Genomic DNA, 18266 nt, shown 5'->3' with positions numbered 1-18266 from the left:
GTACCCCCCCCCCGCGCCGCGCGCTTCTCCGGGGGGTGTCACCACATACTGTGCTGTTTGCTATTTTTTGGGCCCCCCACCGCTCCTCGGGCGTGTCCCCCGCGACGAGCCGGCCGGCGGTGGCCGACCCACAATTTGGGTCGTGGAAATGTAGGTGGACCACCGCCCAAGGGGGCGGAGGTCAGCGGCGGCGGCGGAGAACGGCCACGAGGCCGAGCATGGCGGCGGCGCCGGCGGCGAAGGCGGTCTTCGCCGAGCCGCCAGCCCCCGGAGGCGCGGGGTGTACGACGTTCGCTGCCGCAGCGAGGTCGATCCGTGGGCCCTCCGGCAGCTGCTCGGCCACGGCCTGGGCCTCGCGGGCGGCGCGGGCCTCCGGGGAGGTGTGCGCCCAGGCGGCGGCGTACATCACGACGCGGGAGAAGTAGTTGATCCAGATCAGCAGGACGAGGGCGATGCCGAAGACCGCGAAGGCGGGCTGGCCCTTGGTGGCGCCGATCAGGTAGGTCGCCGCCTGCTTGAGCACCTCGAAGCCGACGGCGCCGAGCAGCGCGCCGCTCCACAGCGAGCGGTCGGGGGTGTCGTGGTCGGCCAGGATCTTGAAGATCGCGAAGAAGAGCAGGGAGTTGGCGGCGAGGCCCACGGCGATGGCGAGGACGGTCAGCAGTGGCGTCAGGGCGACGTCGAGGCCGAGCCACCCCAGCACCTGGTCGGAGATCGCGGTGACGACGCCGGAGACCGCGACGCTGACGAGCAGCACCACCCCGACCAAAACCAGCGAGACCAGGTCCTTGAGCTTGCCGACGACGAAGCTCGGCTGCTCGCGCGGCGGGGTCTCGAAGACCAGCTGGAGGGCGTCGCGCAGGCCGGAGACCCAGCCCAGCCCGGAGTAGAGGACGCCGACGAGGCCGATCCCGGCGGCGGCGCTGGCGCCGGACTGGAAGGCGTCGATGGAGATCTCGCCCGACCCCGCGTCGCCCTCGACGACCATCGGCAGGACCGACTGGATCGCCTTGACCATCTGGTCGGTCGCATCGGCGTAGACGCCGGTGACCCAGCCGACGACGGCGAAGGCCAGCGCCAGGATCGGGAAGAAGGACAGGAACCCGAAGAACGTCACCGCGCCGGCAAGCGCGCTGCCCTTGACCTCGCCGTAGTGCTCGACCATCCGGAAGAGGTGGTCGACGAACGGACGCCGCGCGCGCACCTGCGCGAGGCGTTCCTTGGCTCCCGAGACGATGGACACGGTCACCCCAGGGCGTACTCGTGGGTGGGCTGCCAGCCCTCGTCCTCGTCGTGGACGTAGAGGCTGAAGGAGTCGACGGCGAAGCGGCACTCGAAGGCCGCGAGCTCCTCGAAGGCCCGGTCCAGCGTGGGGTCGTCGAGGTGGTGCGCGATGGTGACGTGCGGGTGGTAGGGGAAGTGGAGGTCCACCTCGAGCGGCCCCTGGCGTACGGCACCCGCGAGGACCTCGCACTGCGAGATGCCCTCGGCGACGGTGACGAAGACAACGGGCGACACCGGGCGGAAGGTGCCCGTGCCGCGCAGGTGGATGTCGAAGGGCTCGACGGAGGAGGCCGCACCGGCCAGGTGCCGGGTGACCGGAGCCAGGTCGGCGTCGTCGAGCTCGGTCGGCGGGATTAGCGTGATGTGCGTCGGGATCTGCGTCGCGGTCGTGTCGCCCACCGATGTCCGGTAGTCCTGGAGCTCGCTCGCCCAGGGCTCCGGGATCGCGATGGCTACTCCGATGGTCGGCACCCCTGAGACCCTACAGAACCCCTTCGCAGCCGCCGTCGGCCCCGTGAAAGGATCGTCCGCGTGAGTGACACCTTCCGCGCCGCCCAGGCGCGCAGCGACGCCATCGAGGAGCAGATGGCGACCGACCCGGGCTCCCTGAGGATGCTGACCGGGGACCGTCCGACCGGCGCGCTGCACATCGGCCACTACTTCGGATCGATCCGCAACCGCCTCCGGTTGCAGGACAGCGGTGCGGAGATCTGGCAGCTGATCGCGGACTACCAGGTGATCACCGACCGCGAGGTCGCCGGCGACATCGCCGGCAACGTGCGCAACCTGCTGCTCGACAACATCGCGGCGGGCCTCGACCCGGAGAAGGCGACGATCTTCACCCACTCCTCGGTCCCGGCGCTCAACCAGCTGATGCTGCCCTTCCTGAGCCTGGTCAGCGTCGCCGAGCTGCAGCGCAACCCCACGGTGAAGGACGAGGCGAAGTCGGCCGGCATCACCTCCATCGGCGGGCTGCTGCTGACCTACCCGGTGCACCAGGCCGCGGACATCCTGTTCTGCAAGGCCAACGTGGTGCCGGTCGGCCGCGACCAGCTCCCCCACCTCGAGCAGACCCGCGTCGTCGCGCGTCGCTTCAACGACCGCTACGCACCGGTCTTCCCGGAGCCGGGCGCGCTGCTGTCCGAGGCGCCGCTGATCCTCGGCACCGACGGCGCCAAGATGAGCAAGTCCAAGGGCAACGTGGTCGAGCTGCGGATGACCGCCGACGAGACCGCCAAGAAGCTCAAGGCCGCCAAGACCGACAGCGACCGCGTCATCACCTACGACCCCGACAGCCGCCCCGAGGTAGCGAACCTGCTCACGCTGATCGGGCTCTGCGAGGGCACCGACCCGGCCACGGTCGCCGAGGAGATCGGCGACGGCGGCGGCGGCGCGCTCAAGGGCCGGCTCACCGAGGCGATCAACGCCGAGCTCGCGCCGCTGCGCGCCCGTCGGGCCGAGCTGGAGGCCGACCCGGGCTACCTCGAGGACGTGCTCCGCCGCGGCAACGCCCGCGCCAACGAGGTCGCCGAGGCGACCCTCGACGAGGTGCGCACGGCGATGGGCATGACGTACGGCATGTGACGGAGGTCACACGTCGTTTCGTGTAAACGACTGCGTAACCCTCTGTTCGTGTGATGTGACTCACCAGTAGTTTCCCAGGATCGGCCGGGCGGTCCGGCCGGGGAGGGAAGCCACGAAATGGCAGCCGCTACATCACGTCGTCGGACTCACGCTCGGGGTTTGTCGGCACGCGCGATCGCGTCACTCTTCACCCTGCTCACCGCCACGCTCGCAGGCGTCGCACTCGGTACGCCGTCGGCCCAGGCCGTCGTCCCCGAGCCGCCCCGCCCCGCGTTCTACGAGGCCCCCGCCACGCTGCCCAGCGCCAACGGTGCGGTCATCCGCAGCGAGAAGGTCGACTTCCTGCTCGACCCGCTCGACGCCACCAGCCTGGTCCGCAACGCCAACCGCGTCCTCTACCGCACGACCAACCGCACCGGGAAGGCCATCGCCGTCTCCGGCACCGTCCTCGTGCCGAAGAGCCCGTGGATCGGCGTCGGCACCCGTCCGGTCATCGGCTACGCCCCGGGCACGCAGGGCATGGCCGACCGGTGCGCCCCGTCGCGGCTGTTCTCCGAGGGCATCGAGTACGAGGGCATCGGCATCGAGGGCCTGCTCCAGCGGGGGTACGCCGTCGCGATGCCCGACTACGAGGGCCTCGGCACCGCCGGCGTCCACACCTACATGGACCGGGTCAGCCAGGGTCGCGCCACGCTCGACGCCGTACGCGCCGCGCAACGGCTGTCCGGCACCGGGCTGAGCGCCTCGAGCCCGGTCGGGCTGATGGGCTACTCGCAGGGCGGCGGGGCCGCGGCGTCCGCGGTCGAGCTGGCCTCGACGTACGCCCCCGAGCTGCGGCTCAGGGGCGCGGTCGTCGGCGCGGTGCCGGCCGACCTAGCCCGGGTCGCGACGAACCTCGACGGCGGGCTCTTCTCCGCCTTCGCGTTCTTCGCGCTCCGCGGCCTCGCCGCGAGCTACGACCTCGACCTGTCGCCCTACCTCAACGCCGCCGGCCGCTCCGCGATGGACGGCGTCGAGCAGGACTGCGTCTTCGACCTCTTCGACCACGCGTTCACGAAGTCCAAGGACCTCAGCGCAAACGGCCAGCCGATGTCGGAGCTGATGAAGCAGCAGCCCTTCGCCTCGATCATCGAGTCGCAGCGCATCGGCACCATCAAGCCGACGGTCCCGGTGCTCGTCACGCACTCCGCGCTAGACGACACCATCCCCTACGGCGTCGGGAAGGCGATGGCGAGGTCGTGGTGCGGCAAGGGCGCCAACGTCTACTTCTCCACCAACATCGCCCCGGCCCACGTCGGGGGCATGGTGCCGCACATCGCGGAGGCGCTGCCGTTCTTCGAGGCACGCTTCGCCGGGCTGCCGCAGCTGAGCAACTGCTGGCTGCTCTAGTCGGCCCGGATCTCCTCGACGACCCGCAGCGGGCTTCCCGGCGGCAGGGTGACCGACACCCTGCCGTCGGGATCGACCGCGACGCCGAAGGGGTGACCACCCAGCCGTAGCCCCCGCAGCGACCAGGCGCCGAGCCGGCCCGTCGTACGCCCGGGGTGGCTCAGGGTCCCGCTGGCGGGGTCGGGTCGCAGCCCGCTCAGGGCCACCAGGCAGGCCACCGGTGCAGCCGCGGACCACGCCTGCGGGCGGCAGGCGGCGGGGTACGCCGACGGGCGGGCGACGTCGGCCGCCGAGTCGCCGCCGTAGAGCTCGGGCAGCCGGTCGTCGAAGGCCTCGGCCGCGCGCACCAGCCCGGCAGCGAGCCCGGCCGCGTCGTCGTAGCGCCCGACCGCGGCGAGGCCACGCACGGCGATGGCGGTGTCGTGGGGCCACACGGTCCCGCCGTGGTAGCTCAGCCGCGAGAAGCGCGGCGACTCCGCCGACAGGGTGCGCAGCCCGAAGCCCGAGTCGAGCCGCGAGTCCACGAGGAGCCCGGCGACCCGCGTCGCGGCCTCATCGTCGAGGACGCCCGTCCCCAGGAGGTGGCCCTGGTTGGAGGCGACGGAGTCCACCCGCTCCCCGTGCCGGTCCAGCGCGACGGCGACGTGGCCGCCGCCGGCGTCGTCGACCCAGAAGTCCGTGGCGAACCGGGCGCGCAGGTCGGCCGCCCACTCCTCGAGTCCGGGCACCGGATCAGCGCCGAGCTCCGCGAGCAGCGCGCCGCCGCGCACCGCGGCCTCGTAGGCGTAGGCCTGCACCTCGCTCAGCGAGATCGGCGGCTCGGCGAGCCGGCCGTCGGCGAACTGGATCCCGTCGTGGCTGTCCTTCCAGCCCTGGTTGGCCAGGCCCTCGCCGGTGTGGTCGATGTAGGTGAGCCAGCCGGACGGCCCGGCCTGGGCGAGGACCCACTCGAGGCAGGCTCGCGCCGCCGGCAGGAGGGCAGCCACCTCGGACCGGTCGGCCCCCCACGCGAAGGCGTCGGCGAGCACGCAGACGAACAGCGGGGTGGCGTCGACGCTGCCGTAGTAGAGCGGCGGCAGGCGTTGCTCACCGAGGTCGAGGGTCGCCTTGCGGACCTCGTGCAGGATCTTGCCGGGCTGCTCCTCGGTCGCCGGGTCGTCGCCGCTCCCCTGGCGACGGGCGAGGGCGCGGAGGGTGGAGAGCGCCAGCCCGGGGTCGAGCGGCACCAGCATCCGGGCGGCCCACAGGGAGTCGCGGCCGAAGAGCGTGAGGAACCACGGGCTGCCCGCGGCGAGGAACCGGTCGCCGGCGTCGTCGAGGAGCAGGCCCTCGAGATCGGCGAGGCCCTGGCGCACCGCCCGCTCGAGTCGTACGTCGCCCGCGACGGCCTCGGCGGACCACGGCGCGGGCCGGCCGCCGCCGAACAGCGCCGGCACGGTGGTCGTCGCCCGCAGCACGATGGTCCGGGACTGGCCGCGGTCCAGGGTGAACCGCCAGGTGAGCCGCCCGGCGTCGGCCGCGACGTCGGCCGCGTCGCCCTCCGCCACCACGCGGACGGCACCCTCGGAGGTCTCCCACTCGAGCCCGCCGGCGACCGCCCGCGCGGGCAGCGGTGCGCCGGCGCGGCCCTGCTTGATCTCGGGCATCGGCGCCAGGTCGGTGCCGAGGTCGACGTGCAGCTCCACCTCGACCGGCCGGCCACCGGTCGACTCCACGACCAGCTCCTCGCGCAGGTCGCCTGCCGACAGCTCGCGGACGCGGTCGATGCGCACCGTCGGGTCGGCCGTGGACAGGTCGCCGATCGAGCGCGCGAGGTAGGTGAACGCGTGCCGCGCGGTGCCCCGGTGCTCGGCCCGGACGACGTCGAGGTCGGACCCGGTCACCGAGACCTCCCAGCGGTCGAGCAATCGCACGTCACCGACGTACCAGCCGCTCACCCCGCCCCGGCGCAGCTGGCCGTCGAGCGCGGTGAGCAGCACCCCGGGAGCGGCCACGCACGACGCGAGGTCGTGCAGCAGCGGCTGCAGGGAGGGCCCCTCTGAGGGGGTTGTCGGGGACTGGCCGTGCTGTGTAACCTCCGTCACAACCACGGATTTTATCGCTAAACATCCACCCGTTGGCAAGCCCGAGCCCACGGCCGGGAGAGGAGCGCAGGTGCCCGAAGGCGGGAGCGGAGCCACCGGTCGCCCCGGTCGCGGACCGGTGCCCCACGGCCACGTCACGCTCAGCGACGTCGCCCGGTTCGCCGGGGTGTCGGCCCAGTCGGTGTCCAACGCGCTCAACAACCCCGGACGCGTCGCGCCGGAGACCCGCGAGCGGATCCTGGCCGCGGTCGAGCAGCTCGGCTACCGGCCCAACCGGTCCGCCCGGGCGCTGCGCAACCAGCGCTCCAGGCTGATCGGGGTCCGGGTCGAGCCGTCGCGGGACGATCGGGCGGCCCTGCTGCTCGACCAGTTCCTGCACGCCCTCGCCGAGTCGGCCGCCGCGACGGGGTGCCACCTCATCCTCTGCCAGGCCGACGGCGAGGCGGAGGAGATCGCGGCCTATCGCGAGCTGCTCAGCACCACCTCCGTGGACGCGTTCGTCCTCACCGGCGCGCACGCCGGCGACGCCCGGGTCGCGGCCCTCCGCGAGCTCCGCGTGCCGTTCGCGACCTTCGGGCGGTCGTGGGACGGCGACGACGACCTGGCGTGGGCGGACGTCGACGGCAGGCACGGCCTGCACGCGGCCACCACGCACGTCGCCGCCCAGGGACACCGCCGGATCGCCCACGTCGGCTGGCCCGGCGAGTCCGAGACCGGTCGCGACCGACGGTCGGGGTGGCAGCAGGCGTGCACGGAGCTCGGCCTCGACGACGGCCTCCACGCCTCGGTCGCGGACGACTTCGACCAGGGCCGGGCGGCCGCCCACCGGCTGCTCGACCTCGTCGACCCGGCGACCGCCTTCACCTGCGCGTCCGACACCCTCGCCCTCGGCGTCATGCGTGCCCTCGCCGAGCGCGGCCTCGCGGCCGGTCGCGACGTGGCCGTGACCGGCTTCGACAACTCCCCCGGCGCCGCGCTGACCACGCCCGGCCTCACCAGCCTGCGCCAGCCGCTCGAGCAGGTCGCCCACGACCTCGTCGCGGCCATCGAGGACCTGCTCCAGGGGTCCGCCGCACCCCGCCAGACCCTGCTCCAGCCGGAGCTCGTCGTCCGCGAGTCGAGCCTCCGCGGCCCGACCCGAAGCACCACGTCGCCATCCCCCACCCCCACCGAGGAGACACCATGAAGCCCGTACGCACCCACCGCGCCGTGTCCGCGGTCGCCCTCGCCCTCGCCACCTCCCTCGCCCTCGCGGCCTGCGGCGGCGGGAGCGGCTTCGACGACACCGACGAGCCGGCGGCCGACGAGGGCGGCGGCGCCCTCAAGGTCCTCATCGGCTCCTCCGGCGAGGCCGAGACCAAGGCGGTCGAGGAGGCCGTGGCCGCCTGGTCCGAGGAGAGCGGCACCGAGGCGTCGGTGCAGGCCGCGACCGACCTGCCGCAGGAGCTCAGCCAGGGCTTCACCGCCAACAACCCGCCGGACGTCTTCTACGTGTCCACCGACACCCTCGCCGGCTTCGCCGCCAACGGGTCCCTCATGGCGTACGGCGACCAGCTGTCCAACGCCGACGACTTCTACCCCACGCTCGTGGACGCCTTCACCGTCGACGACCAGTTCTACTGCGCACCCAAGGACTTCTCGACGCTCGGCCTGGTGATCAACACCCGGCTCTGGAAGGCCGCCGGGCTGACCGACGACGACGTCCCCACCACGTGGGACGAGCTCGCGAATGTCGCGAAGACGCTGACCAAGGGCGACGTCGTGGGGCTGACCTTCGGCCCGGAGTACCAGCGCGTGGGCTCCTTCTTCCCGCAGGCCGGCGGCTCGATGGTCAGCGAGGACGGCTCCGAGGCCACCGTCGACAGCCCCGAGAACCTCGAGGCGCTGGAGTTCGTGCAGGGCATGATGGAGGACGGCGTGGCCTCCTACTCCTCGACCCTCGGCGCCGGCTGGGGCGGCGAGGCCTTCGGCAAGGAGCTGGCCGCGATGGCGATCGAGGGCAACTGGATCGCCGGCGCGATGGAGAACGACTTCCCCGACGTCGACTACACCGTCGCCGAGCTGCCCGAGGGACCGGCCGGACCGGGCACCCTGGCCTTCACCAACTGCTGGGGCATCGCCGAGCAGAGCGGCAACCAGGACGACGCCGTCGCGCTCGTGGAGCACCTCACCTCCGCCGACCAGCAGCTCGCCTTCGCCGACGCCTTCGGCGTGATCCCGTCGGTGCAGAGCGCCGCCGAGGCCTACGTCGAGGACCGGCCGGAGTTCCAGCCGTTCGTCAACGGCGCCGAGTACGCCCAGAACCCGCCGGCGCAGGAGGGTGCCGCCGACGTGATCGGTGACTTCAACGCCCAGCTCGAGGGCCTCCCGGACGGCGACCCGAAGGCGATCCTGGAGTCGGTCCAGCAGTCGATGCAGGCCGTCGTCGGGCAGTGAGCGGCTCGTCGATCCGTCGCGGGCAGACGCGGGACGGCTGGCTGTTCGTCGCGCCGGCGGTGATCCTGCTCGCGGTGTTCCTCGCCTTCCCGGTCCTGATGGCGCTGTGGGTCAGCGTCTCGGACTGGCGGGGCGTGGGCAGCCCGTTGTCCGGCGACGTCGGCTTCGTCGGGGCGGACAACTACGCCAACATCCTCACCGGCGGCAGCCTCCAGCAGCGCGACTTCGGCACGGCGATGCGCAACAACGTCTACTACGTGCTCTTCGTCGTGCCCCTCCAGACCGCGGCGGCACTGGGCCTGGCCGTTCTCGTCCACACCAAGGGGTTGAGGGGACGCGGCTTCTTCCGCACCGCGTTCTACTTCCCCTCGGTGACCAGTGCCGTCGCGATCACCGTCCTGTGGCTGTTCCTCTTCAACAGCACCGGGGTGGTCAACGCGATCCTCGGCTGGGTGGGGATCGACGGACCGAACTGGTTCGGCAAGGCGGACGGCATCTTCCACTCCGCGCTCGCCGCGGTCGGGGTCGACGCCCCCGCCGCCCTCACCGACCACCGCATGCTCGGGGTGAGCTGGTGGGAGTGGCTGGCCGGGCCGTCGTTCGCGATGTCGGCGTTCATCCTGCTGGCGGTCTTCACCACGTCCGGCACCTTCATGCTGCTGTTCATCGCCGCCCTCAACAACATCGGTGACGAGATCGAGGAGGCCGGTCGGGTCGACGGAGCGAGCTCGTGGCAGCGGTTCCGGCACCTCACCCTGCCGATGCTGCGGCCCACCCTGTTCACCGTGCTCACCCTCGGCCTGATCGGGACGTGGCAGGTCTTCGACCAGATCTACACCGGCACCCAGGGCGGTCCGGCCAAGACGACCCTGACGCCGGCGTACCTGTCGTTCCAGTCGTCCTTCAACTCCCAGCGCTGGGGCGAGGGCGCCGCCATCGCCTTCATCCTGTTCGCGATCATCGTCGTGCTCACGCTGTTCCAGCGGTGGGCGCTGAGGGAGAAGCCATGACCTCCCGTCGTCCCAGCCCGTGGCTGTACGCCGTCCTGCTGCTGCTCGCCGCCGTCTACATCTTCCCGTTCCTGGTCAACGTGGCGACGTCGTTCAAGACCGAGCCCGACGCGGCCTCGAACCCGATCTCCCTCATCCCGCAGACGTTCACCACCGCGGCGTACGACCGGCTCTTCACCGAGGTCCCGTTCCCGACCTGGTTCAAGAACTCCGTCGTCGTGACCCTCTTCGTGACGGCTGGTCGGGTCTTCTTCGACTCCCTCGCCGGCTACGCGCTGGCCCGGATCCACTTCCGTGGGCGGGCGCTGATGTTCGCCCTGCTCGTGGCGATCATGGCGGTGCCCAACGTCGTGCTGCTGATCCCGAAGTTCCTGGTCATCAACCAGCTCGGCATCTACAACTCCTACCCCGGCCTGGTCGTGCCGCTGCTGGTCGACGCCGCCGGCATCTTCATCATGAAGAACTTCTTCGAGTCGATCCCCGTGGCGGTCGAGGAGCAGGCCCGCATCGACGGCGCCAACACCTTCCGGATGTTCTGGTCGGTGGTGCTCCCGATGGCCCGACCGGCCCTGGTCACGATCGTGATCCTGTCGTTCCAGGGCTCGTGGAACGAGCTCAACCACTTCATCGTCGCGGCCAATGACCCCGAGCTCACCAACCTGACCAAGGGTGTCGCCCAGCTCGCGTCGAACCAGCTCGGCCAGGGCACGAAGTACCCGCTCAAGCTGGCGGCGGCCGCGGTGATGACGATCCCGGTGGCGATCCTGTTCCTGGTCTTCCAGAAGCGGATCATGAACACCAGCGCGGGGGCCGTGAAGGGGTAGTGCAACCGTCCGCGCCTCCCGCGGGTCGTCACAGGTGAGAGCACACTGACCTGAGGCGAGCGGGAGGAGGGGCCAATGCCCCGAGCGAGCGCGGTGGACCGTGTGCAGGAGGTGTACGCCACCTCCTACCGCCGCCTCGTGGGCCAGCTCACCGGCGTGACCGGCGACCCCGTCGAGGCCGAGGACGCGGTGATGGAGGCGTTCGCGCGGGCGGTCGGCTCGAGCCGCTCCTTCCTGGCCGCGGACAACCCCGAGGCCTGGCTGCGCACCGTGGCGGTCAACGTCTCGCGCACACGCTGGCGGCGCAGCCGCTTCTTCCGCGACGTCAGCCACCGCCTCGCCGCCGCCGCGTCCTACGACGACCTGCCGGACGACCGGCTGGCCCTGCTGGCCGCGCTGCGCCGGCTCCCCGCGCCCCAGCGCGAGGCGATCGCCCTGCACCACCTGGCGGACCTGCCGGTGCACGAGGTCGCCGAGGCCGTCGGGGCCCCGGTGGGCACCGTGAAGGCCCGGCTGGCGCGTGGCCGCGCCGCCCTGGCGGACCTGCTCGCCGAGCCCGACAGCGAGCCCGCCGCCCACCCGGACACCGAGAGGAGCACCCGATGAGCCTGCCCACCGACCTGGCCCGCGAGGTCGCCGACCGCGTCGAGCAGCCCGGCTTCGACGTGGTCCTGGACCGGGCACGCGAGGGACGCCGGCGTCGGCGTCGTACGGCGCTCGTGTCCGGGCTCGCGGCCGTCTGCGTCGTCGGGGGTCTCGCCTGGGGCACCGGGCGCGGCAGTGACCCCGGTCCGGACCCGGCCGGACCGACCCGGTCGCAGGCGCCCACGGAGATCACCGGCTCGGTCGACCCCGACCTGCCCGCGGACGTGCACGAGCTGCTCTCGGAGGAGCGGACCGACCCCTGGGTGGTCAGCGGGTCGGGCGGAGCCCTGGCCGCGATCTGGGCCGGCTGCGACGACGCCGGCGCGTGCCACAGCGCACTGGTCTCCCGGCTCGGCGAGCGCCTGTCGGCGCGGATCCTGCCCGACGCCACCCAGCCGCGGCTCCAGCCCGTGCCGGGCGGCTGGCTGGTCGAGACCGACGAGGGCTTCACCCGGGTGACCCCGGAGGGCGAGGACCTCCCGGTCCTCGACCCGGGCGGCAACGCCTACGACGTGCAGGCCGGCGACACGGCGGTGGAGACCTCGCGCGGCTGGCTTCTGCTGCGCGGCGACAAGCTGGTCCCCGTGCCAGTGCCCGACGGCGAGCCCGTGCGGGCGGCGTACGTCACCCCAGCCGGGCGGCTCGTGGTGGCCGTCGAGCGCGGCAGCGGGCTCATCGTCGCCGCCACGGACGAGGGCGTGGAGTGGGACTTCACGCACATGACCCGGACCACTGAGCGCGTCGCCGGCGCGGTCCTCGCGGGGCACGGCGACCACGTCGCGGTCGCGCTTCTGGGGGACGACCCCGACGGCTCGATCCCGGTCGTGCAGGTCGGCGTCTCGGGCGACGCCGGCGCCACGTGGGAGACGGCCAGCGGGCGGGAGCTGCCGTTCGGCGGCCCGGGCGACCTGGCCGACCTGAGCGGCCTCGCGGTCAGCGACGAGGGCACCGCATGGCTGACGACCGGGACGGCGGGCCTGGTGCGGGTCGACGCGGACGCCAACGTGGTGGCCACGCGGCTGTCGTCCCACGACCGGGGCGTGTTCCTGGTGGTGCACCGGGTGTGCCTGGTCACCGAGCGCGGCCGCTACGACGTCCTGAGCTGCTCGGACGACGACGGGACCTCGTGGGTGACCCAGGCACTCCCCGGACTGCAGTGACGCGGGCGAGACCTCAGACGAGCCAGCCGACGTTGTCGGCGACGAGGTCGGCCATCGGGTAGATGCCGCGCAGCTCCTCGCGGCGCTCGAGGAGGCTGACGACGTCGTGCACGTTGCGGTCGTGGAGCTGACGGCGGCGGCTCACCTCGTGGTCGATCTTCTTCTCATCCATGACTTCCCCCTCCGGAAGATCTGGGGCGGCCAGCCCGCCCCACATGGATTGGATCGTTACAAGCGTGCGCTACACAAGAGTTCCGCCCGTGTTAACTCCACGCAACATGATCGGAAATGACGTGCACGGAAAACCCCGTCAGCGCTGGGGTCTCAGGTGCGTAGGACGTCGCGTCGGCGCACGTGGAGGGTCGCCGAGACCAGCAGGATCGCGACCCCGGCCAGCGACAGCAGCACGCCGACGAGGGCCGGCGCCCGCAGGCCCCAGCCGGCCGCGATGACGAGCCCGCCGAGCCAGGCGCCGAGGGCGTTGGCGATGTTGAGCGAGGCGTGGTTCATCGCCGCGCCGAGGGTCTGGGCGTCGCCGGCGACGTCCATCAGTCGCAGCTGGAGGTTGATGACGAGCACCGACCCGAGGGTCGTGATCAGGAAGGCGAAGGGCAGCGCCGCCCAGCCGTACGGCGCAGCGAGCCAGAACCCCAGCAGGGAGACCGCCATGCCGCTGCCGCCGATGATCAGCGACCGGAAGATCGACCAGTCGGCCATGATCCCGGCCACCCACGTGCCGGCCACCATGCCGAGCCCGAAGCCCAGCAGGTAGATCGACACCGACCGCTCCCCCAGCCCGGCCACGTCGGTGACCACCGGGGCGATGTAGGAGTAGACGGCGAACATGCCGCCGAAGCCGACCGCACCGGCCAGCAGGGTCAGCCACACCTGCGGGATGCGGAAGGCGGACAGCTCGCGCCGCCCGCTCGCCTCGGCGTCACCCGGGCACGACGGCACGAACCAGGTGACCAGGGCCAGCGTCAGCAGGCCGAGCCCGGACACGGCCCAGAAGGCGGAACGCCACCCGAGCTCCTGGCCCAGCAGGGTCGCGGCCGGGACGCCGAGCACGTTGGCCACGGAGAGTCCCAGCATCACCTGGGAGACCGCACGGCCCTTGCGCGAGGGCCGGGCCATGCTGGCGGCGACGAGGGACGCGACGCCGAAGTAGGCGCCGTGCGGGAGCCCGGCGGCGAACCGCGCGAGCATCAGCTGCTCGTACGACGTGGCGAGCGCGCTGACGCCGTTGCCGATCGCGAAGGCCGCCATCAGCGCGACGAGCAGCGCGCGGCGCGGCAGGCGGGCACCGAGGAAGGCGAGCACCGGGGCACCCACCACGACCCCGACGGCGTACGCCGAGATGACGTGGCCGCCGGTGGGGATGGAGACGTCGACGCCGTCGGAGATCTGCGGCAGCAGGCCCATCGTGACGAACTCGGTGGTGCCGATGGCGAAGCCGCCCATCGCGAGGGCGAGGACTGCCAGGCCGAAGTGGCGGGCGGTCACCGACGGTGCGTCGAGCTCGTCGGGCGTCAGGTCCGTGGTGGCGGTCGTGGTCATCACTGGCCGCAAGACAGGACCCCCGGGGAGTTATTCCCCGGGGGTCCGGTCTGTGACACGGGTCGCGGTCAGAGCGAGGCGAGCGCCTCGTTGAAGGTCGTCGACGGGCGCATCACCGCGGCCGCCTTCTCGGCGTCGGGGCGGAAGTAGCCACCGATGTCCGCCGGCTTGCCCTGCACCGCGAGCAGCTCGTCGACGATCGTCTTCTCGTTCTCGCGCAGCGAGCCGGCCAGCGAGGCGAAGGCACTCGCCAGCTCGGCGTCGTCGGTCTGCTTCGCCAGCTCCTCGGCCCAGTAGAGCGCGAGGTAGAAGTGCGAGCCACGGTTGTCGATCGTGCCGAGCTTGCGGCCCGGGGACCGGTCCTCGTTGAGGAAGGTCTCGGTCGCCTTGTCGAGGGTGTCGCCGAGGATCTTGGCCCGCGCGTTGTCGGCGTAGCCCGCGAGGTGCTCGAGCGAGGCGGCCAGGGCGAAGAACTCACCGAGGCTGTCCCAGCGGAGGTAGTCCTCCTTGACCAGCTGCTGCACGTGCTTGGGCGCCGAGCCGCCGGCGCCGGTCTCGAACAGGCCGCCGCCGTTCATCAGCGGGACGATCGACAGCATCTTGGCACTGGTGCCGAGCTCGAGGATCGGGAAGAGGTCGGTGTTGTAGTCGCGGAGCACGTTGCCGGTCACCGAGATGGTGTCCTCGCCCTTGCGGATCCGCTCCAGCGAGTACGTCGTCGCGGCGGCGGGCGCCATGACCTGGATGTCGAGGCCGTCGGTGTCCTGCTCCTCGAGGTACTTCTGGACGAGCGCGATGAGGTTGGCGTCGTGGGCGCGGGTCTCGTCGAGCCAGAAGACCGCGGGCGTGGCGCTGGCCCGGGCGCGGGTGACGGCGAGCTTGACCCAGTCGCGGATCGAGGCGTCCTTGGTCTGGCAGGCGCGCCAGATGTCGCCGGCCTCGACGTCGTGCGAGAGCAGCACGTCGCCGGCGGCGTTGCGGACCTCGACGGTGCCCGCGGCGGGGATCTCGAAGGTCTTGTCGTGCGAGCCGTACTCCTCGGCCGCCTTGGCCATCAGGCCGACGTTGGGCACCGAGCCCATGGTCGACGGGTCGAGGGCGCCGTGGGCCTTGCAGTCGTCGATCGTGGCCTGGTAGACGCCGGCGTAGGACGAGTCCGGGATGACGGCGAGGGTGTCCTGCTGCTCGCCCTCGGCGTTCCACATCTGGCCCGACGTGCGGATCATCGCCGGCATCGAGGCGTCGATGATGACGTCGGAGGGGACGTGGAGGTTGGTGATGCCGCGGTCGGAGTCGACCATGGCGAGCGCCGGGCCCTCGGCGAGGCCCTTCTCGAAGGCCGCCTTGATCTCCGCGCCGTTGTCGACCGCGTCGAGGCCGGCCAGGATGGCGCCCAGTCCGTCGTTGGCCGACAGGCCCGCGGCGGCGAGCTGCTCGCCGTACTGGCTGAAGACGTCGGCGAAGTAGGCGCGCACCACGTGGCCGAAGATGATCGGGTCGGAGACCTTCATCATCGTGGCCTTGAGGTGGGCGGAGAACAGCACGCCGTCGGCCTTGGCCTGCGCGACCTGCGCCTCGAGGAACTCGTCGAGCCTGGCGGCGCTCATGAAGGTGGCGTCGACGACCTCGCCCTCGAGGACCTTCAGGCCGTCCTTGAGCACCGTCTCCGAGCCGTCGCTGCCCACGTGCACGATCGAGAGGGTGTCGTCGCCGTCGAGGACGACGGACTTCTCGTTGCTGCGGAAGTCGTCGTGGCCCATCGTCGCCACGGACGTCTTCGAGTCGCTGCTCCAGGCGCCCATCGAGTGCGGGTGCGACCTGGCGTAGTTCTTCACCGACGCGGGCGCGCGACGGTCGGAGTTGCCCTCGCGCAGCACCGGGTTGACGGCGGAGCCCTTGACCTTGTCGTAGCGGGCGCGGACCTCGCGCTCCTCGTCGGTCTGCGGGTTCTCCGGGTAGGCGGGCAGGTCGTAGCCCTGCGACTGCAGCTCGGCGATGGTCGCCTTGAGCTGCGGGATCGAGGCGGAGATGTTGGGGAGCTTGATGATGTTGGCCTCGGGCTTCGTGGCCAGCTCGCCGAGCTCGGCGAGGGCGTCGTCGAGGCGCTGCTCCTCGGTGAGGCGGTCGGGGAACTGCGCGATCACCCGGCCGGCCAGCGAGATGTCGCGGGTCTCCACGTCGACACCCGCGGTCTTCGCGTAGGCGGCGATGATCGGGAGGAACGAGTACGTCGCCAGCAGCGGCGCCTCGTCGGTGTGGGTGTAGATGATCTTGGCCATGGGTACGACAGCTCCTGGGTGATCGTCTGGTGAATCGGGGGCATAACTCTTGACGTCAAGATACCTGACGCCTGATCACGTGGCGACTCGCCTACCCTCGCACCCTCATCCGCACGCGGCTAGAGTTCCGGTGGCCTACGCGGGGTACGGCCCACGACTCGTGAGGAGCGGCTCGCCATGAGCGACATCGTCCAGGACACACCGACCACCGGTCAGAAGTTCACCGCCGAGCTGCTGGGCACCTTCGTGCTCGTCTTCTTCGGCTGCGGCGCGGCGATGCGCAGCGGCGGTGACTACGTCGCGACCGGCCTCACCTTCGGCCTGACGGTCGTCGTCATGGCCTACGCCGTGGGCCGCATCTCGGGCGGCCACTTCAACCCGGCCGTCACCCTCGGCGCCGTGCTCGGCGGTCGTCTCCCGTGGGGCCAGGTCGGCCTCTACATGGCCGCCCAGCTCGTCGGCGGCCTCCTCGCCGGCGCCCTGCTCTTCGGCCTCAACCACGGCTACGAGGGCTTCAGCGCCGAGGGCAACATGGCGCAGAACTTCTTCGGCGACCAGGGCACCGGCTTCGCCTGGTGGGCCGCGCTGCTGCTGGAGACCGTGATGACCGCCGTCTTCCTGTGGGTCATCCTCGCGGTCACCGACGAGCGCAACGAGGTCAACGTGGCCCTGGGCCCGCTCGCCATCGGCCTCGCCCTGGCGATGATCCACTTCGCCTCGATGAGTGCGACCGGCACGTCGGTCAACCCGGCCCGCTCGATCGGCGTGGGCGTCTTCGCCGGCACCGACTCGATCGTCCAGCTCTGGCTCTTCGTGGTCGCTCCGCTGCTCGGCGCGGCGATCGCCGGCCTCACCTACCCCGTCCTCTTCGGCCAGGGCGCGGCCCCTGTCGCCGGCTCGGGCCTGTCGTTCGGCGGAGGCCGCCGGCAGGCGGTCCCGGGCAACTACGAGGCGCAGTGGAACCAGGGCCAGCAGGGCGGCTGGGGCCAGCCCGGCTCGGCGTGGGGCGCTCCCCCGCAGCAGCAGTGGGGCCAGCCCGAGCCCTACCAGCAGCAGTCCCAGCCGCAGCCCGACCCCTACAGCACCCCGCAGGCCGCTCCGCAGCAGCCCGGCCAGTGGGGCCAGCCGGCGCCGCAGCAGCCGGGACAGCCCGGGCAGTGGGGCGCTCCCCCGGCCCAGCCCCAGCAGCCGACCCAGCCCGGCCAGCCCGGCCAGCCCGGTCAGCAGAGCGCGCCGGGCCACTGGGGCAACCCCGACGGCGACGACGACGGCCGCACGCAGGTCCGCCGCCCCGACTAGTCGAGCGTCGCCACCCAGCCCGCGTCGAGGTCCTCGACGCTGACGAGGCCGGCACCCTTCTCGTACACCTGGCGAGTCGTGGTGCCGGCCTCGTCCTCCAGCTGCACCATCTCCCGCGACTGGTCGTCCACCCGCACCGTCGCGTCCGGGAGACCGGGCACGACGTACGCCGCCCAGCCGTCGCCGAGCCGCGGGTCGGCCGGCATCGCCAGGCCCGCCTCGGCGCCGCCCTCGCCTGCCCGCCAGTCGCCGGCCGGGGAGTCGGCGCCGACGAGCCAGACGTTGCCGCGGTCGTCCTGGGCGTAGAAGTGGGTCTCCTCCGAGGTCTCCCCGTCGACCTCCGTCGTGGTGCGTACGCCGGTGGCGTTGAGGCCGGCGACCGTGGTGGTGCCGTCGGCGACTTCGGCGTCGATGGTGCCGATCGTCCGACCGGAGTCGGTGACGTCGTAGTGCCAGGTCGCACCCGCCTCGAGGGCGAGCCACGGGTTGTCCACCACGTCCCCGAAGTCGGCGGGATCGGGCGTCGCGGTGGGGATGACGAGGCCGTTGATGCCCGCCGAGTCGTAGGGCTTCGGCTGGCCGATCCCGGCGCACCCGGACAGCGCGAGGACCAGCACGAGGGCCGTGGTCGCGTCTCGCAGCATGGGCGCCAGCATGCCAGCCGCCGGCCAACATTTCGGCGCTGCTAGCGTCAGCGGGACAGACCAACCTCACG

At 72.1% G+C, this 18266-nt stretch carries 16 protein-coding genes; 9 read left to right on the top strand and 7 right to left on the bottom strand.

Features of this window, described 5'->3' with window-relative positions; translation table 11 throughout:
* Positions 1-181: 181 nt before the first annotated feature.
* Positions 182-1243, bottom strand: a complete 1062-nt coding sequence (locus ACE3QY_RS22435) for a YihY/virulence factor BrkB family protein (protein WP_374458291.1) — start codon at positions 1241-1243, stop codon at positions 182-184.
* A gap of 2 nt (positions 1244-1245) precedes the next feature.
* Positions 1246-1755 carry a 2'-5' RNA ligase family protein gene (locus tag ACE3QY_RS22430; protein ID WP_374458290.1) on the bottom strand — a complete coding sequence of 170 codons (510 nt, stop codon included), beginning with the start codon at positions 1753-1755 and terminating at the stop codon, positions 1246-1248.
* Between the two features lie 51 nt (positions 1756-1806).
* On the opposite strand from ACE3QY_RS22430, the gene trpS reads away from it, so the two are divergent.
* Both trpS and ACE3QY_RS22420 read left to right on the top strand, forming a co-directional pair.
* The gene (gene trpS, locus ACE3QY_RS22425; RefSeq protein ID WP_374458292.1) at positions 1807-2868 is read left to right on the top strand and encodes a tryptophan--tRNA ligase; all 1062 of its coding nucleotides are present in this window, start codon (positions 1807-1809) and stop codon (positions 2866-2868) included.
* 159 nt (positions 2869-3027) lie between these two features.
* Complete coding sequence (locus ACE3QY_RS22420; RefSeq protein WP_374458289.1) at positions 3028-4257, top strand: lipase family protein; 1230 nt, start codon at positions 3028-3030, stop codon at positions 4255-4257.
* Here the strand turns inward: ACE3QY_RS22420 and ACE3QY_RS22415 are convergent.
* Positions 4254-6341 carry a glycogen debranching N-terminal domain-containing protein gene (locus tag ACE3QY_RS22415; protein ID WP_374458288.1) on the bottom strand — a complete coding sequence of 696 codons (2088 nt, stop codon included), beginning with the start codon at positions 6339-6341 and terminating at the stop codon, positions 4254-4256. The two genes, ACE3QY_RS22420 and ACE3QY_RS22415, sit on opposite strands and share 4 nt — an antisense overlap.
* 70 nt (positions 6342-6411) lie before the next feature.
* Between ACE3QY_RS22415 and ACE3QY_RS22410 the strand changes: the two genes are divergently transcribed.
* The 6 genes from ACE3QY_RS22410 (at position 6412) to ACE3QY_RS22385 (ending at position 12416) form a co-directional block, all read left to right on the top strand.
* Positions 6412-7527: a LacI family DNA-binding transcriptional regulator gene (locus ACE3QY_RS22410; RefSeq protein ID WP_374458287.1), complete on the top strand. Its 1116-nt coding sequence runs from the start codon at positions 6412-6414 to the stop codon at positions 7525-7527.
* The gene (locus ACE3QY_RS22405) at positions 7524-8777 is read left to right on the top strand and encodes an extracellular solute-binding protein (RefSeq protein WP_374458286.1); all 1254 of its coding nucleotides are present in this window, start codon (positions 7524-7526) and stop codon (positions 8775-8777) included. The genes ACE3QY_RS22410 and ACE3QY_RS22405 overlap by 4 nt, the downstream gene beginning before the upstream one ends.
* Positions 8774-9787: a carbohydrate ABC transporter permease gene (locus tag ACE3QY_RS22400; protein WP_374458285.1), complete on the top strand. Its 1014-nt coding sequence runs from the start codon at positions 8774-8776 to the stop codon at positions 9785-9787. The genes ACE3QY_RS22405 and ACE3QY_RS22400 overlap by 4 nt, the downstream gene beginning before the upstream one ends.
* The gene (locus tag ACE3QY_RS22395; RefSeq protein ID WP_374458284.1) at positions 9784-10611 is read left to right on the top strand and encodes a carbohydrate ABC transporter permease; all 828 of its coding nucleotides are present in this window, start codon (positions 9784-9786) and stop codon (positions 10609-10611) included. The genes ACE3QY_RS22400 and ACE3QY_RS22395 overlap by 4 nt, the downstream gene beginning before the upstream one ends.
* A gap of 75 nt (positions 10612-10686) precedes the next feature.
* A complete protein-coding gene (locus ACE3QY_RS22390) occupies positions 10687-11217 on the top strand; it encodes a sigma-70 family RNA polymerase sigma factor (protein WP_374458283.1) in 531 nt (176 codons plus the stop codon).
* Positions 11214-12416: a hypothetical protein gene (locus ACE3QY_RS22385; protein WP_374458282.1), complete on the top strand. Its 1203-nt coding sequence runs from the start codon at positions 11214-11216 to the stop codon at positions 12414-12416. Before ACE3QY_RS22390 ends, ACE3QY_RS22385 begins: the two co-directional genes overlap by 4 nt.
* A gap of 13 nt (positions 12417-12429) precedes the next feature.
* Here the strand turns inward: ACE3QY_RS22385 and ACE3QY_RS22380 are convergent, their stop codons facing one another.
* The 3 genes from ACE3QY_RS22380 to ACE3QY_RS22370 form a co-directional block, all read right to left on the bottom strand.
* Complete coding sequence (locus ACE3QY_RS22380) at positions 12430-12588, bottom strand: hypothetical protein (RefSeq protein ID WP_374458281.1); 159 nt, start codon at positions 12586-12588, stop codon at positions 12430-12432.
* Between the two features lie 152 nt (positions 12589-12740).
* Positions 12741-13973 carry an MFS transporter gene (locus ACE3QY_RS22375; protein ID WP_374458280.1) on the bottom strand — a complete coding sequence of 411 codons (1233 nt, stop codon included), beginning with the start codon at positions 13971-13973 and terminating at the stop codon, positions 12741-12743.
* Between the two features lie 68 nt (positions 13974-14041).
* Positions 14042-16252 (bottom strand): NADP-dependent isocitrate dehydrogenase, encoded by a 2211-nt coding sequence (locus ACE3QY_RS22370; protein ID WP_374458279.1) that lies wholly within the window; start codon positions 16250-16252, stop codon positions 14042-14044.
* 177 nt (positions 16253-16429) lie between these two features.
* On the opposite strand from ACE3QY_RS22370, the gene ACE3QY_RS22365 reads away from it, so the two are divergent.
* Positions 16430-17551: an aquaporin gene (locus tag ACE3QY_RS22365; RefSeq protein WP_374458278.1), complete on the top strand. Its 1122-nt coding sequence runs from the start codon at positions 16430-16432 to the stop codon at positions 17549-17551.
* On the opposite strand, the gene ACE3QY_RS22360 is transcribed toward ACE3QY_RS22365, so the two are convergent.
* Positions 17548-18195 carry a hypothetical protein gene (locus ACE3QY_RS22360; RefSeq protein WP_374458277.1) on the bottom strand — a complete coding sequence of 216 codons (648 nt, stop codon included), beginning with the start codon at positions 18193-18195 and terminating at the stop codon, positions 17548-17550. The two genes, ACE3QY_RS22365 and ACE3QY_RS22360, sit on opposite strands and share 4 nt — an antisense overlap.
* Between the last annotated feature and the right edge of the window lie 71 nt (positions 18196-18266).

Origin of the sequence: Nocardioides sp. (genome assembly GCF_041913365.1) — a bacterium.
Classification (GTDB): domain Bacteria; phylum Actinomycetota; class Actinomycetes; order Propionibacteriales; family Nocardioidaceae; genus Nocardioides.
This window is presented reverse-complemented; position numbering and strand designations above follow the sequence as displayed.